Annotated in this window: 19 protein-coding genes and 1 pseudogene; 3 read left to right on the plus strand and 17 right to left on the minus strand. The window is 36.6% G+C overall.

The annotated features are described in order from the left end of the window. Positions 1–43 precede the first annotated feature (43 nt). Both bsh and cls read right to left on the minus strand, forming a co-directional pair. Entirely contained in the window at positions 44–1,033 is a 990-nt protein-coding gene (gene bsh, locus H8S17_RS07470; RefSeq protein WP_117947895.1) for a choloylglycine hydrolase, read from the minus strand. Between the two features lie 21 nt (positions 1,034–1,054). Continuing rightward, the gene (cls, locus tag H8S17_RS07475; protein WP_147619354.1) at positions 1,055–2,614 is read right to left on the minus strand and encodes a cardiolipin synthase; all 1,560 of its coding nucleotides are present in this window, start codon (positions 2,612–2,614) and stop codon (positions 1,055–1,057) included. A 266-nt stretch (positions 2,615–2,880) separates the two neighbouring features. On the opposite strand from cls, the gene H8S17_RS07480 reads away from it, so the two are divergent. After that, on the plus strand, positions 2,881–3,219 hold the full coding sequence (locus H8S17_RS07480; RefSeq protein WP_186866807.1) for a hypothetical protein: 339 nt from the start codon (positions 2,881–2,883) through the stop codon (positions 3,217–3,219). Positions 3,220–3,426: 207 nt separating this feature from the next. Here H8S17_RS07480 and H8S17_RS07485 read toward each other — a convergent pair whose 3' ends face one another. Genes H8S17_RS07485 through H8S17_RS07505 form a run of 5 tightly spaced genes read right to left on the minus strand, consistent with a single transcriptional unit; the run spans position 3,427 to position 8,250 of the window. Continuing rightward, the gene (locus H8S17_RS07485) at positions 3,427–3,999 is read right to left on the minus strand and encodes a CDP-alcohol phosphatidyltransferase family protein (protein WP_186866808.1); all 573 of its coding nucleotides are present in this window, start codon (positions 3,997–3,999) and stop codon (positions 3,427–3,429) included. Beyond that, entirely contained in the window at positions 3,989–5,053 is a 1,065-nt protein-coding gene (locus H8S17_RS07490) for an FUSC family protein (protein WP_186866809.1), read from the minus strand. Before H8S17_RS07490 ends, H8S17_RS07485 begins: the two co-directional genes overlap by 11 nt. 31 nt (positions 5,054–5,084) lie before the next feature. After that, a complete protein-coding gene (locus H8S17_RS07495) occupies positions 5,085–6,128 on the minus strand; it encodes a HAMP domain-containing sensor histidine kinase (RefSeq protein WP_186866810.1) in 1,044 nt (347 codons plus the stop codon). Continuing rightward, positions 6,128–6,838: a response regulator transcription factor gene (locus H8S17_RS07500; protein ID WP_186866811.1), complete on the minus strand. Its 711-nt coding sequence runs from the start codon at positions 6,836–6,838 to the stop codon at positions 6,128–6,130. The genes H8S17_RS07495 and H8S17_RS07500 overlap by 1 nt, the downstream gene beginning before the upstream one ends. Continuing rightward, a complete protein-coding gene (locus H8S17_RS07505) occupies positions 6,817–8,250 on the minus strand; it encodes a phospholipase D family protein (protein ID WP_186866812.1) in 1,434 nt (477 codons plus the stop codon). The genes H8S17_RS07500 and H8S17_RS07505 overlap by 22 nt, the downstream gene beginning before the upstream one ends. A gap of 241 nt (positions 8,251–8,491) precedes the next feature. On the opposite strand from H8S17_RS07505, the gene H8S17_RS07510 reads away from it, so the two are divergent. Then, positions 8,492–8,755 (plus strand): relaxase/mobilization nuclease domain-containing protein, encoded by a 264-nt coding sequence (locus H8S17_RS07510; protein ID WP_243238002.1) that lies wholly within the window; start codon positions 8,492–8,494, stop codon positions 8,753–8,755. 776 nt (positions 8,756–9,531) lie between these two features. Here H8S17_RS07510 and H8S17_RS07515 read toward each other — a convergent pair. From H8S17_RS07515 to H8S17_RS07550, 8 genes and pseudogenes are all read right to left on the minus strand, one after another. Beyond that, a complete protein-coding gene (locus H8S17_RS07515) occupies positions 9,532–10,113 on the minus strand; it encodes a methyltransferase family protein (RefSeq protein WP_118204127.1) in 582 nt (193 codons plus the stop codon). A gap of 477 nt (positions 10,114–10,590) precedes the next feature. After that, positions 10,591–11,346, minus strand: coding sequence for an NAD(P)H-dependent oxidoreductase (locus H8S17_RS07520; RefSeq protein WP_330595667.1), 756 nt, complete (start codon positions 11,344–11,346; stop codon positions 10,591–10,593). Further along, complete coding sequence (locus tag H8S17_RS17245; RefSeq protein WP_186866826.1) at positions 11,339–11,857, minus strand: cysteine hydrolase family protein; 519 nt, start codon at positions 11,855–11,857, stop codon at positions 11,339–11,341. Before H8S17_RS17245 ends, H8S17_RS07520 begins: the two co-directional genes overlap by 8 nt. A gap of 21 nt (positions 11,858–11,878) precedes the next feature. Further along, positions 11,879–12,412 (minus strand): annotated as a pseudogene (locus H8S17_RS17250) (GNAT family N-acetyltransferase); the annotation flags it as partial. Positions 12,413–12,415: 3 nt separating this feature from the next. Continuing rightward, positions 12,416–12,931 carry a TetR/AcrR family transcriptional regulator gene (locus H8S17_RS07535; RefSeq protein WP_186866813.1) on the minus strand — a complete coding sequence of 172 codons (516 nt, stop codon included), beginning with the start codon at positions 12,929–12,931 and terminating at the stop codon, positions 12,416–12,418. Between the two features lie 79 nt (positions 12,932–13,010). Further along, positions 13,011–13,196 (minus strand): hypothetical protein, encoded by a 186-nt coding sequence (locus H8S17_RS07540; protein WP_186866814.1) that lies wholly within the window; start codon positions 13,194–13,196, stop codon positions 13,011–13,013. A gap of 28 nt (positions 13,197–13,224) precedes the next feature. Further along, positions 13,225–13,473, minus strand: a complete 249-nt coding sequence (locus H8S17_RS07545; protein WP_005921256.1) for a DUF3781 domain-containing protein — start codon at positions 13,471–13,473, stop codon at positions 13,225–13,227. 51 nt (positions 13,474–13,524) lie between these two features. Next, positions 13,525–13,857, minus strand: coding sequence for a DUF3784 domain-containing protein (locus H8S17_RS07550; RefSeq protein ID WP_004074378.1), 333 nt, complete (start codon positions 13,855–13,857; stop codon positions 13,525–13,527). 337 nt (positions 13,858–14,194) lie between these two features. On the opposite strand from H8S17_RS07550, the gene H8S17_RS07555 reads away from it, so the two are divergent. Next, a complete protein-coding gene (locus tag H8S17_RS07555) occupies positions 14,195–14,434 on the plus strand; it encodes a DUF6061 family protein (RefSeq protein WP_055232114.1) in 240 nt (79 codons plus the stop codon). 121 nt (positions 14,435–14,555) lie between these two features. Here the strand turns inward: H8S17_RS07555 and H8S17_RS07560 are convergent, their stop codons facing one another. Both H8S17_RS07560 and H8S17_RS07565 read right to left on the minus strand, forming a co-directional pair. After that, positions 14,556–14,819: an HTH domain-containing protein gene (locus H8S17_RS07560; protein ID WP_306723538.1), complete on the minus strand. Its 264-nt coding sequence runs from the start codon at positions 14,817–14,819 to the stop codon at positions 14,556–14,558. A 31-nt stretch (positions 14,820–14,850) separates the two neighbouring features. Then, on the minus strand, positions 14,851–15,531 hold the full coding sequence (locus tag H8S17_RS07565) for a DUF6033 family protein (protein WP_118024523.1): 681 nt from the start codon (positions 15,529–15,531) through the stop codon (positions 14,851–14,853). Between the last annotated feature and the right edge of the window lie 72 nt (positions 15,532–15,603).

Raw genomic sequence — 15,603 nt, forward strand, 5'->3', positions numbered from 1 at the left:
CCTCCTGTTGTTCTGCGTTATGCTTTCTCCGTGCATTTTCGTATTATTTATTCTGCCATCTGACTTCGCCCTTGGACAGAAGCGGATAACAGATCAGCTGATCTGAATCCAGATTTTCCGCATGCATGTCAACCGCTGTGATCTGATGATTATCATAAGTCGTATAATAATAAATACCTTTTGCTGTATTACAACAGGACGTGTATATCGTGATCTCATATTTGCCTTCTGTCACCTCACAGCATCCACGCTGCTGATCTACGGATCCTAAGATATGGAAGAACTGGCTTACACTCTCATCCTCTTCTTCACCGGAGATCGAATTTAATTTTGTAAAGGCAACTTTCACAAATCTTGACTGGCTAGAAAGATCTCCAGGTATTCCCATTCCACCCATTCCTCTGCTATATGCATCAAGCTGTAATACTTCTGCAAAAGTACTCTCCGGCTGTTTTCTGGATACACCGGCATAATTATTCAGTGCAAACATCTGACCCGGGAATGGTGGATTATTGGTAAGCACTCCTACCGGATTATCATATACATGCAGCCCATCCTTCATAGACTCAACAACGATACAGGAGTCTTTGTCTGCAATGATCCAGTGAAGCTGTGCTGTCGGCAGCTGTTCGCTGAATGCTGTGCCTGTCAGTCTCATTGCTGCCAGCTTCTCTCTCACCTCTTCTACAGTAGCACACTGTACAAGGATCCATGGGATGAACTCGAACTGTGCCACCTGGCTGACTTCTGTTTCATCTCCCGGCAAAGCCTCTTCATATGCCGCATTGCCAACAAAATTAAGACCTGCCATTCCAAGGCCTTTTTCATTAACAGCATCATAATAAAGCGGATAACCTCCTGCAACAAATGCCATTCCGATCAAAGCATAATGGCTTTTTATCTTCCCGGCAAACCGGAAATCAAATTCGTAATTTCTTGGCGTTATCGTAATCTGTTCCCCATAGGAAAATTCATAATCAAGCGTTCTGCCCATATAAAAATCTTTTGTTTTGTAAGTTGCTGCTGTACACATATCGAACACCTCTTCTTTCTGCTATAATAGTCCTGCAAACAATCTCATAAACAACTGTCCAAGCCGTAAATATGCACTCCGTCCTGTGCGGTACTTTTCGGTCACTTCCCTGCATTCATTCATTGTTGCTCCCAGATCATCTCTTATATCCAAAACTGTCTGACTATCCGCCATAAAACAACCATTTTCAAAGTGGTGATAAAGACTTCTATAGTCAAGATTTATCGTTCCGCAAGTTGCCATACAGTCATCTGCAACACTCATTTTTGCATGACAGAATCCTGGTGTCCATTCATAAATCCTCACACCATTTTTCACCAGTCCATGATAGAAAGAACGTGTAATGCTGTATATTAACTTCTTATCCGGCATTCCCGGAGTGATGATCCTGACATCTACTCCACGCTTTGCTGCCAGACACAAGGCATGTGTCATCTCATCGGTAATGATCAGATATGGTGTCATAAACCAGCAATATCTCTCTGCCTTGTTTATCATACTGATATAGACTTCTTCTCCCACCTGTTCATCATCCATCGGACTATCTGCATAAGGCTGGATAAATCCTTCCTGTGCTGCCTGATAATCTGATTTTACAAGATACTGATCAAAATCTGTATCATTTATATCTTTCATACTTACAGCATTCCACATTTCCAGAAATGTAATCGTCAAAGATCTGACTGCATCACCTTCCAGACGTATTCCGGTATCTTTCCACTGCCCATATGGATGCGTATAATTAAAATATTCATTTGCAAGATTGTATCCGCCTGTAAAACCAATCTTTCCATCGATCACCGTGATCTTTCTGTGGTCACGGTTATTCAAAAACACATTCAGTCCTGGCATAAATGGATTAAACACTCTGCAATGAATTCCTACAAATTCCAGTTTTTTCACAAAATCCGTATTAATAAATCCTATCGATCCCATATCATCATAGAAAACACGGACTTCCACTCCTGCCTTTACACGTTCTTCCAAAACATTCTGTATTTTCTTCCATGCCTTGTCATCTTCTATGGCATGATATTCCATAAAAATAAACTTTTCTGCTTTCGACAGATCTTCAAGCTGTGCATCAAGCCCTTTTTCTGCTGCATCATAATAGGTAACATCTGTATTCTGATATACCGGGTAATGTGCATTTCTCTGAATATAAGCACTGATATTTCCGGCTTTTGGAATTTTAGCATTCATCTTTTCCAGGCATGCCACATTATCAGGAAGCAACGGCAATAACTTTCTGTCGATATCTGCATACCGCTCCCGCATCTTACGTGTGCCTCCATTCAATCCGATCAGTAAATATAGTGCTACACCCATGATTGGGAAAATAAGAATCAAAATAACCCACGGCATTTTCATAGAAGATGTTTTATCTGACGCATATAATGCCAGAACCAGTACTCCTGCAAATAATCTCGTAATAAGGTTCACGATCTCAGCATATTCATTCAGTTTTGTGATCATCATTACAATAAATGCAGCTTCCAGTAAGATACAAAATACAGAAAAACATAGTCTTTTTACACCATTCTTTGATCTCGCCCTGCCTTCTAAAGTATCCTGCTTCATGTATATCACTCCTAGTATAATAATTTCTTCTTATTTGATGATCCATTACAAAAAAAGAATGGCTTATCTTTTCAGAATATAATAAAATATAGTATATCATTATTACCAATGCCATTCAGTTAAGCATCATTTCAGTGGTTTTCTGTCATAGAAAGCCACTGTTTTTATGCCTAAAAACTTTAAAAATATTACAAAAAACAGTTGACAAGTAAGCCAATATATGTTGCGCAAGCCTTGATTATAAACATATTTCAAGAAGGCTCATTATGACTGATTTTTTCTTATCTAATTTAAAATCCACACTCGACAACTGCATCACAGAACTTGATGAAATTCACTCCATGTTCTGCCGTAATCCGGAAAGTGATTTTACCAGGAACCGCAAACTTTCTTTCCGCGAGTATATTCAGTTTATGCTCCAGATGCAGAGTAAATCCGTTTCAAATGCAGTAAACATATGCAGGGCATATCTCAAACACGGTGGTAACGAAACAGAGACCATGCTTCTCATACAAAAGTATCTGACACCTGTCAGGTACAATCCAAAATATCCTATCCACCTCCGTCCAAAGAGAAATAGGGATTTCATGTATCGGGTTGCATAAATCTCGTTACCATTATACTGCATTATAAGGCAGATAAGCAATCTGTCTTTTTGTCATAAAAAACCTTATCTAAATGACATTGAATGATTTATTTTCTATCTAAAATTTTATTAAACCGACTAAAGACTCCATAGTTTGTGTGTTTGGCTTACTGTTTATATCTATCTTCTCCTAAATATTTTTCTAGTCATTGCAATATAAAATTGCTTATACAGTCTCTCCCTTAAGAGTCCTGGTATTCTGGATAATATACAGAGCGACCGATATGACCATCATTATAGCGCACAAACCAATCAACAGATCTGATACCATCGGTGTAATGTGGAACCATATAATATGCACCGCTGCAGTTCCATATAATAAAAAGGTTACTATCTTTCCATGCCAGTCTGCACCATGTACTTTTCCTGTCTTTCGTATCACAAGACATCCACTGACTACCATATACAGCTCCTTACCTGCCATTATTACGATTAAAAGAAGCACATGCGGAAAGCGAGTAAACAGACAGATTAACATCGCTGCCTGTGTCAGCTTATCAGCCACCGGATCAAGTATTTTTCCTAAATTACTAATCCCATGGAATCTTCTTGCGATATATCCATCAGCAAGATCCGTAAGACCAGACAGCAATAAGATTTCACCAGCTAACAGAGGATTTTTCTTTACACAATAACTCCATATAATTACCGGAATCAGACAAAGCCGAAAAAAAGAAAAAAGATTAGGAACCGTAATAATTCTATTCAAATTTTCTTCCTGATTCACTTCACTCTGCATGTACGGTCACATCACTTTCCTTTTTTTTAGACATAAACCAATAAAATATAACACAAAATGCTAATGCAAATACAACGCCAAAAACATTCTGAATCACTCTAAGACCAACTGCTCCTTTTAGTCCATAACTCTCTGTAGCAATGGCCAAAGCACCAAATGTGTTAAATACTGCCTGCCAGCCATATTTTGCAGAAAGTCCTACACCAATTCCGCCAAGGATTCCTATGTATGTATAGATGGATGACGGAAGCAGAAAATATAGTACTGTAAAGCATATTACACCTGCAATATTTCCGACAATCCTTTTGCGGACTCTGTAGTGCATATCTTCCATAAACGGCAAAATCGCGGACATGGCCGCAATACCAGCCCACATTGCACGTGGCATATTACAAAGTTCTGCAATGCAAAGGACAATCGGTACGCATAAAATCTGACATATCTGCCATTTTGTTCTGGAAGAAGTGATATCAAATTCTTGTATCAGATCTTTCAGATTTCTTTTATAAGTTCTGTTTTTATGATTTCGATAAAATACGAAGCAGGTAAGTGCTGCACCTAAAGCCATTCCGGCTAATCGCATCTGATAGCTTTTTCCCGTAACATCATAACCATATAGCAGCAGATACCCAAGAACCAATGTAGATTGATTAAACATGAATGGATTATGGCATCCGAACAGAATCAACACAGCCAGTGCCGCAATATTTAACAGCATTCCCAATACCGGTGAAAACTGATTTGCTAAATGTGGACATACAGTCATAATTACAAAGAACAAAGCCAAAAGCATCGTAGATTGTCCGGTGTGGATCCCCAGATCCGCATTTCTAAACACCATGAGACATAATAAGACTACTACACCTACAATGCTGTTCTCATTTCCAAATAGGATGCTGAAAATACTAACAAAGAAAAAACAAAATGCCATTGTAACAACTATCTTCACCAGATATACCCATATATGATATAATTTTTCTTTTAGTGTTTCACTCTTTTTCAACAGGTTTTTAGAACCTGCCTGATTTAACTGCAATTCCTGATAAAATGTCATGTAATTCCTCCTCTATCTGTTTTTCTTAAACTTATATGGCCTCATCTTTCTGTATTGGAAGCTCTACAACAAATCTGCATCCACCATATTCACGGTTTTCTGCTTTGATTGTTCCTCCGGCACTATCTACAATCCGTTTTACAAGTGCAAGACCTAGGCCATTTCCTTCTGCTTTATGAGATCCATCTACCTGATAGAACTTGTCAAATATTCTGGATTTTACATCATCCTCTATTCCTGGTCCTTCATCTTCCAGAATGAACTTAACAGAATCCTGTTCTTGTTTCAGAAACATCGTAATTGTCCCCTTTGAAGGGCTGAACTTAATCGCATTATCCAAAAGATTTATCCAGATATGCATAACAAGTCCTTCATTCCCAGTATATTTAACTTCCTCCAATTCTACCTGAAAACCAATTTCTTTTTCTGTCCATTTTGTTTCCAATGAAAGAAATGCCTGGCGGATCTGTTCATCCAGACGATATTCTGTTTTTTTCATTGGTATATTCTGATTCTCTAACTTGGATAACAGCAAAATATTACCAACCAATCCGGAAAGTCTTTGGGTGTTAAATAAGATTTTTTCTACATATTCCTCTTGATCCGGAGACAGTTCTTCTCCCTGAAGCAGCATTGTATATCCTTCAATGGCATTAATCGGGGTCTTAAACTCATGAGAAACATTGGAGACAAAATCCATCTGCAGCACTTCTGTTGCACGAAGCTCTTTTGTCATAACGTTAAAACTTTGATAAGATTCTCCAACTTCTGCTATACGGCTGTTCGTTTCCAAATGCTGTTCAAAATCTCCCCGAGAAACTTCCTTCATTGCTTTACTAAGTCTGGTAATTGGTTCCAGTAACTTTGCATTGATAAAAGAAGTGATTAGCCCTGCAATCAATGTATTGAAAATCAAAAGCCAGCCAAGCACAGGTATGCTGCCCGGCAGATTAAAAAAATGATTCAAAAAAGCAAATAATAAAGCAGATATGATTGTTGAAAATACAAGTGCCAGCCAGATTGCACCAGTCAGACAGGATCGGATCCGCAATCCTTTTTTTTTCTTTTGTTCCATTATTTTTTCACCACCTTGTATCCAATTCCACGCATTGTTACGATTTCAAAATCAGGGTTATCTTTAAAACGCTCTCTGATTCTTCCTATATGTACCTCTATCGTATGTGGGTCTGCCTCCGTCTCGTATCCCCATACTTCATCCATCAACTGTTGTTTTGTAAATGTTCTGCCTGGCGAAGCTGCAAGCTTATATAAAAGCAGGAATTCTTTTTTAGGCAAAACAAGACTTTCCTTATCAGTTGTAATCGTCATTGCATCATAATCAAACTCTGTTGAACCGATCACAATTTTGTGTTCATTCAGTATCTGTGCACGGCGAAGCAGTGCTCCAACTCTTAAAACCATTTCATTCACATTTACCGGTTTTACCATATAATCGTCACTTCCCGAAAGAAATCCCTGGCGCATATCATCAAAGGAACCTTTCGCAGTGATCATAAGCACTGGTATCTGATATCCTGCTGAACGAAGTTCTGACACCAGTTCATAGCCATCCATAACCGGCATCATAATATCAGAAATGATCAGATCAATATATTCCTTATCCAATACTTCTAATGCCTGTGCTCCATCCGATGCACTTTTGACTTGATATCCATTCTTCTCAAGCACTTTTTGGAATAGCTGGCTTAATTCTTTATCATCTTCTACAATCAATATTTGAAACACGTTTTCCTTCCTCCTTATTAAAACAGATACCTTGCCCATCCAAGCAGATGCTGTACCAAAAATATTTTTCTCTGACGTTTCTTTGTTAATTCGATTGGCTCTACATGATATGGATCATTATAAGTTCCGCCTTCTAATATCTGGCGGGACACTTTTTCATATTCCATCATGCCCTCTTCCAACTGTTTATTAATATCTTTACTGCGTATTACAAGCATCAGTTCCGTATCCAGATATGCACTTCTCATGTCCATATTAAAGGAACCGATTACAGACAGATCATCGTCAATCAGAATACTTTTTCCGTGATATGAATAACCGCCTTCATATTCCCAGATATTAATTCCTGTACTTAAGATTCTATTTCTGTTTTTCGCATAATCGGCAGACCCAAATGGATTCCCATTATTCGCAACTGAATTTGTCATGATAGAAAAATCTGAAACGTTCTCTGCAATCTCCTCCCATGTATTATACATCATATCATTACAGATAATATATGGCGTGTGGATCTTCACACGATTTTTTGCATTTTTCATCAATTCTCCCAACTGATACCACACTACTGGTTCTTTGGAACCTGTGTGGATAGGATTTGACACTAATGCAATCTTTTCTGTCTCAAAAGTTTCGTCCGTGTAATCGGTATCGCAAATTCTTTCCTTATTCTCTTCAAAATATTTCTGATAGCTGTTCTGCAGCTCTAAAACTGCGTTCTTTACAGATTTTCTATTTGCCAGTTTTTTATTGTTATGAAAATAACCACTGTCTTCCTGATTCCATATGGTTTCAAAATACTCTGACAACTGGTTAACTGAATTTTCTTTCTCAGGTTCATCGCAAACCACTAACACGTCTCTGTCATAGTTCTTATGTCCCGGAAAATCACCCAGGAAATAATTGTATGTATTTCTTCCCCCAAGAATATATCTCTTTCCATCTGCAATCAAATATTTATCATGCATTCTACCCATCATTTTCCACGGTTTCAACGGATTGGCCTTATTATACAGTTTAATTTCAACATTCTCATGGGAAGATAATCCATAGAAATACGGATTTCCTTCCATATCAATCCAGCTCTCCATTCCATCTACTAACAGACGAATATGTACACCTCTGTCTGCCGCCTCATGCAGTGCTCCTAAAATCAATTTTCCACTTTCATCGGATTGAAATGCAAAAGTAGAAAGAATAATTTCCTTTTTTGCATTCTTGATCAAACGCACTCTTTGTAAAAGCGCTTCTGGATTCTTTTCTATGATTACTGCCCGTTCTGTATTTTCACTGCATTCGTTCCATGACCCATTTTTTGTTTCTTTTTTGGTTGTATTGGACACTTCCGGCTGCTTTTTATATGCAACGCAGATTCCGAGCAATTCATAAAAAGCCACACATAAAAAAATTGCCAGTATAACAAGAAGGATTTTACATATTTTATGCTTTTTCATTGTACATCACCTGATTCCTTTTTATTTCATACTTATACAATACAAAGTCAATCTCAATTTAACCTCAACAAAATTTATTTTTCATAAAAAAATATGACCGGCTTCTTTTTAAAGAAACAGTCATATTTTTATTCTAATATATGAAGGAGCTTTTCTTACTCCGTTGTATTAATCACTATTTTATTTCTTCCATAAGATTGTAGATGAATCCGGTCGAGGCATCCTGCGAAAAGAGTTTTATATGGATGGACTGAACTGTGATCCAATGTCTTTTGACAAGGAATGTGAACTGACAAATGCTCATTTTCACAAAAATAAGAAACGTGAAGATATCAAAAGTCATCACTACATTATCAGCTACGATCCAGCCGATGTTACAGAAAACGGACTTACCGGAGAGAGAGCACAGGCAATCAGTTTGGAACTTGCGAAGCAGATGTTTTCCGGATATCAGGCACTGGTAGTTACTCATACCGATCTTTCACTTGAAACAGATGCTCTTTGAATGGACGAAGACGCTCAATCTCAATTTCTATGATTCTTTCTTCGTTTTTTCCTGATTGTCTTTTGGGCTCAGTCATCCTGACTCCTTTCCTCCAGGATTCAGGAACAAAAAAATGCCTGCCTGGAACTTTTATAGATAGTAAAGTTCCAAACAGACATTACTGTTTGACCATTAGCTGTAGCTAATAGAATTGTATACTGTTTCAGCTATTTTATGTTTGCAAACCGGTAATTTTGATTAGCTGTCAGCTAACAAAAATCGGATTGCATTAGCTGAAAATTGATCATTTTGAATGGAATTTTGTGTCACGAACGTGATTAGAAAATAACAAAAGCGTTCGTTGTCAGCTAATCCAGCTAACATTTTCGAACGCTTTGAAGCCCGTCACCAAGAGGATTTGAACCTCCGACCCCTCGCTTAGGAGCTCGAGATACCACTGTAAATACATACAATGATTAGTCAACCTAAGTCAGGGAAATCCTTGGTTTTCCTAACTATTCTGTTACTCCCTGTCAAAATAAGAAAACCTGTTTTCATCTCTGTAAAGCACCTTTCGGTGCTCGTCCGGTGCTCGGAGCACCCGGAGGATATAACCATTCCGTTCCATCGAGTTCACTCAGTTGGCCACTATTACGATTCAGCTTCGTAACAATGATCACTTGGTTTTCTTATTAGATTAACTATATTATAACGTGCTGTAGGTCAGATGTCGATGATTTTTTGACCATATTTATTGTTTTATATGTTATTTCTCTATTAGTTCTGCAAACTTGAAGTTATCGCTTTCTGCCAATATAGCGACAAACTTTCTTCTTATATTGCAGATACTCATTTCCAAATGTGGCAAATAAAAAATCTTCTTCAACATTGACAATCTGCAAATGGTACATGATGACCGCAAATACCGTTAGGAAGCACAAAATCCAGTTAAAAAACATCAATAGTGTGCCAATATATAAAAGGTCAAATCCCAGAAAGGCGGGATTGCGGCTGATTTGATAAATGCCGTTTGTCACAAGCTCCGTTTTATCGGTTTTGGACACTCCTGCTCGCCAACTGTCACGCATCGTCCATACCGCAACGATAAATATAGCCGTTCCCGCAACACTCAGTATCGCTCCAAAAATCCGAACGGAAACAGGGTTATGCTCCGTTTCAAAAAAAATACTGGAAAGCCCCGCTATAAAAACAAGAATAGCCGCAATCTTCATGGTAATTTCCACGAATTTCACAAAACCAACTTTGTTCTTTCCGATTTGGTCTGTCTGTATTCCCTGCTTTTTTTGATGAAACATTTTCACAAAATAGCAACCATAAAAAGCGATTATGCTTGCTATGGAAATCAACTTAAATTCCATTGCCCTTATCCTCTCAAACTTAAATTTGCTCTTTTCTTTGTTTTAACAATTTCATACCCAAACAAAATACAAATGCACCTAATATAATAAAAAATCCCCACACTATATTCCAGTACTGACTATTTACATCAAACATAAACAATAATAAATCATTCCACACTTTCAACTCAATTGCTATTGCAAATAAGTCGAACAATACATAGCTTCCGCCGAAAATGTATATCCATCTCCACCAATAATTATTCTTTATATTCTTACAGAATGTTGCTATCCCGCAAACACAAAGAAATGCCAAAATTCCCATCAATACAAAATAGAATATACCTTTACTCTCCAATATCCCAATCCAAAAATCAGCATACGATGTTCTGTCAATTAATCCCCATATTCTATGTAAATGAAATAGTCCGAAGAACATAAAGAACCATGGTTCCTACTCATATATTTTCTTCACTTTTCCATCCCTCAAATTCAATTTTATTTCCAAGGTCGTATTTTCCCTGTCCACCCTTTTGCCTTCCAATATTCAACATCACGAGGATTAAATCCATTCTTCTGCATTAAATGCATGATCCAAAACATTACCTTGGTTTTTATCCCTGGTTTAACATTTCCCGAATTATGTATAATTTTCTTCGCTATGCTTGATGTTGTTTTGTCAATTACTCTTTTTTTCTTTTCGCTTACTCCGTTCCAATCGACCGCCGCGACACCTACTCCATATTTATATCTTTTAGCTACTCCCCAGAAAAACAAGCTGTCCATCATATCTTTATTTGTCGATTTCATACCAGCTCCAGCAGCTGTGGATATGCATACTCCTTGTTTCTTAAACATAGATTCTTCTGGACTATGCACCATCCATCTATATCCGTAATGGTCCAAAAAAGCCTTCATTGCCCCAGTCGCATGATATACATAAACCGGACTGGCTAAGATAATAACATTTGCTTCATCCATTGCATCAGTAAGAGGCTTTAGTTTTTCATAATGCGGACATTTTATCTCAGATTCAGTAAAACATTTTGTACAACCTACACAAAATTCTCCAAAATCTATTGGAAGAAAAAATTCTTTTATATTTCCACTAATTTTCTCTGCCAACATATGAGCAATATGATATGTTGAGCCTTTATGACTTTGACCATGTATAATTACTATCTTCATATTTTCTCCATTCGCTTCGTGAAATTCCGATTTTTCAATTCTGTCAACAAAAATTGTTCTATACAAATTCTGCACCTGCTTCATGTAACTTTTTAAAGTACTTATTCTTGTTTTTCTTATACATTGTTCCGATTGCAGCTTCATTCACGATTACTTTATATCCATTTTTTATAGCACCTAATGCTGTCAGTGCAACACAAGCCCCACCATCTACACCCACAACTTCAACATATTCAATATTGTGTTTTTTCAGCAGTATATCAAGTCCAGAATTAGTAAATGCATTACCTTTATATTTTATGAATATATTATCAGATACTATATGCAATTCTTTAGCAAAATCAACATCTTTTGTTCCTTCATATGCATGAAATGGTGCAAACTTATTTATCAGATTCTTCTTCATTACATTTTTTATATAAATAACCAAGTTGTTTTCATTAGCATCAATAACCTTATTAACCTCATGAAGTAAATCACTATTATTATATTGAAAGAACCTTGCATGTTTTTCTCCAACACATATATTTTGCATGTCAATTACCAATAGTGCTTTTTCACAGTTCTTTACCTCCATAAAATTTACTTTATCCTGAGTATCAGACCACTGTTCTTTTGTAAGATAAGTAAAGTGCTCCGTTCTAACATCTCCCATAAGTGCACAGGGTTTATTTTCTTCCGTATGATGATATTTGAATCCACATTTTTCCTGACAGCGTTTTGATTTTTCATTTCCGTCATAATATCCGCACCACATAGCACTACAACCCAAATCTAAAAAAGCATGCTTCTGTAAAGCTCGAACCGCTTCGGGAATCAAGCCCTGCCCCCAGTATGGAACACCTATCCAATATCCAATTTCTATTTCATCATCAGCTGCTTTTGTGTGCGACTGCGCTGGCGTAATCAATCCGATACTTCCAATTGCAACATTATCTTCTCTTAAACACACTGCATATGTTTCATCTGCTGCAAAAACACTTTTGATGATTTCTCTGCTATTCTCTACACTTGTATGTACTGGCCATCCTGCTATAGGCCCCACCTCTGGATTTTTTGCATATTTATATAAACTCTCTGCATCATCCTCTTTCCAGGGACGAAGTATTAATCTCTCAGTTTCTAATGTCATAACCTACTCCTTTACCAACTGCTTTCTAATATAATTTGTAATCGAATCAAATACGACCGGGGACATTTTAACAATCCGGCTCCACATTCGGATTCCTTGATAAACATACAGAATTACATTAACAATCTCATCAATTTCCACTGTATTGAACTTATCTCTTGAAATACCATATACAATAAGATCTGACCATTTCTGCACTCTAACTTTATTATAGTGATTCATCATATCGTTAGAACAAGTACGAGCATATTCATACATTGCAAGCGATAGCGAATCTTCTGCATGTTCCATCTCATCCCGCATCTGCATTAGTGTCCTGTCAAGAATATCAACTGCCGACACTCCCGATTCCATTTCCTTCTGAAAATTCATTTCATCTTTTTGGTTAATCTTTTCAAGAATTGCCTCAAACCCTTCCCTTGTACTTCCAAAATGACTATACAATCCGCCCATGCTCATTCCAGTAGCTTCACAGATATCCTTCATAGTAATTTTATTAAAGCATTCTCTTGCAAACAATTCGTATGTTTGAAAGAGATGTTAATTCATACATCATTTCATAAATTGTGATTCTGCCATCCCTACAAATGCTAATTTCTCACTTCTTTATTTTAGGAGCAATAAGCAGCACTACTGTCACAAGAAAATATACACCATACAGTAACCACGTAATTGTATTGTTCCAAGGGAAACTCTTTTCTGGATGGTTCAATGCAAACATTATAAATACAACAGCTACAATCAGCATTATCACACCGATAATCCTTGATATACTTTTTTTCATGTAAAGCACCTCCTCGTTAAACTTGAAATTACTTAACAATATGTGCTGTAATGATTGTATAGCTATATGAATTGATAGTAATTTTGATATTTTCAACCTCGCAATACCAATTTTTACCCTGTTTGTATATATTGCAATTTTTATCTAATACCTTATTTTTGCAATACTCAACAACATCTGCTGTATCTATTTTTAGGTTTCTTTTAATTCTATCAATTCCCATTTCGGTTGTATGAATTTTATCAATATTATCAAGCAATATCTTTTTATCTTCCATTCTTTCTTTTCCTCAACTTCCGATTTTCTCAATTCTCCAAACTTGAAGTTATTACTTTCTGCATAGTGTGTTTCCTAAAATGATAATTACCACGACATCAACCAAAATAATCCCCAATGCAATATATACAAAAAATGCAGGCAAAATATTTTCAAACAAGCCCATAGTTAATGCAAGAATTGCTATAATAGACATTCCAATTCCCATTGTTCTGCATAACTTCTTTTCATCATATTTTTCCTTTTCTTCATTTGAAGCTGTATTATATCCAGAAATGAACCAGCTTCCATGTCCAGAAAGTAAAATAATAGAAAGTACAGCAAATATCGCAAAGACAATCCACACTATCCAATCAGAGCCTGTTGCTAAATCTGCTAATTTCATTTACATACTCCTCCTTAAATTCCATTTTCTTAATTTTATAAACTTGAATTGAGATTTCACCTGTTTTAAGAGATTTAATAACTGTTATATTTTGTTATTAAATTCTCCACAAGCCCTTGAAAACACTGGATTTATCGCAGGTGAGCTTTTCCTTATTGTTTCCCTTGTGTTATATCGTCCCATCAGTGTTTACGAACTCTGATAAGGGCAAATACAAGGGCAAGAAAAATCTATAAAACAGTATAACACAAAATAAAAGTGACATGGTGAACTGATTGAAATGCTTCTGATTTTTGTAACTGATAATTGATTGAATGATAAGGAGAGATAAGATACGATGAGAACAATATTTGCAGAATACAATCCACAGCGCAATAGTATTGATGTTTACACCTCTGCTGGCTATATGCTCCGCATTGATTGCTGGGAAGCTGAAAAGAATTTAAAAACTACACCCGGATCAGACTGTGCATTAAACGCACTTGCTATTGATGAACCACTTGAATATGTACGATTATATTTGGACGGGAATATGCAGATGTGGGTAGATGCAGAAGATTCATTAGAACTATGGTGATTTTTCGACGGTGTGAAATTTTTTCTGTAAATTCAGATCTTCTATGATAATTGATGCGGCTTAACAGCAGTTTTCTGTTGTTAAGCCGTTGTTTATTTAATAGCAAAAATAAGCCGGTATGTCAAGAGCACCCAGAAAATCTGAACGTACATTTACTCTTGATCATCCGGCTTATTTTCAACAGCACTAAGATTACCTTTTTTAATATTGTTTGGGATACTCCCTCCATAACCGTCACATCAATTTTATACTTTACTTCGATTTCAACTTTTTCTGGTGGATTGACTAAAAGCCTGTCAATATCATTTTCCTCAACACCAGCCATTTTTGCTATCGTTAGCTTGGATATGCCATAATAGGAAACAAGCAGTTCCAACCAATGCACCAATTTGATATTTCCCTTTTACCGAATCCTTTTATGCCTTAACATCACAACTTCCTCCGATAGATGGAGCTGTACCTACTGCCTGTGCTACAACATTCTCTGTAATGCTTTTCATATCCGTACCAATTGCAAATATTGTGCGTCTATCTTCCTGAATTTTCTTCATCTGCTCTTTTCTTTCAGCTCTCCGTTCCACAAGTTTTTGTTCATTTTCTTTCTTTTTCTCGATTTTTCTATCTTCATAAGCCCTTTTTTGTTCTTCGCTTGGTCCTGTAATAACCATGGAGCCCATATTACCATCCTTATCTATCCATATCTGACGATACTTAACTTCACTACCAGTCATTGATTTAATCATTGAGTCAGCCCATCTATCTAATGCTGGAATTTTTGACAACATATTTTCATATTTTGTGGCAACCTTTGGATTACTCATCATCCTATTTAAAATCTCAGGAGCAATCCTCACATCCGTTTTTCCTGTACGATTAGCTGTTTTTACATTTTTATCCGAACTTCCTGCCACAATATCTATTTGAGGATTTTTTTCCTGCAATTTTTTTACATAATCTTCCTGACTCTCTTCTGTTTTGCCCACCAGTGAATTTTCCTTTGTTTTTTGAATATCACAAGCTGCCTTTTTAACCGTGTTCTTGTACCCTGATGCATAATACGATGTGCAACTGCTGTTATTGATACCTGTAATTGCCATAATCCTACCTCCCTGTTATTGAAACTTAAAATAATTTTTATTATATTGAACGACTTGGATATTTAATTTCCG

Source organism: Roseburia zhanii (assembly GCF_014287635.1).
Classification (GTDB): Bacteria; Bacillota; Clostridia; order Lachnospirales; family Lachnospiraceae; genus Roseburia_B; species Roseburia_B zhanii.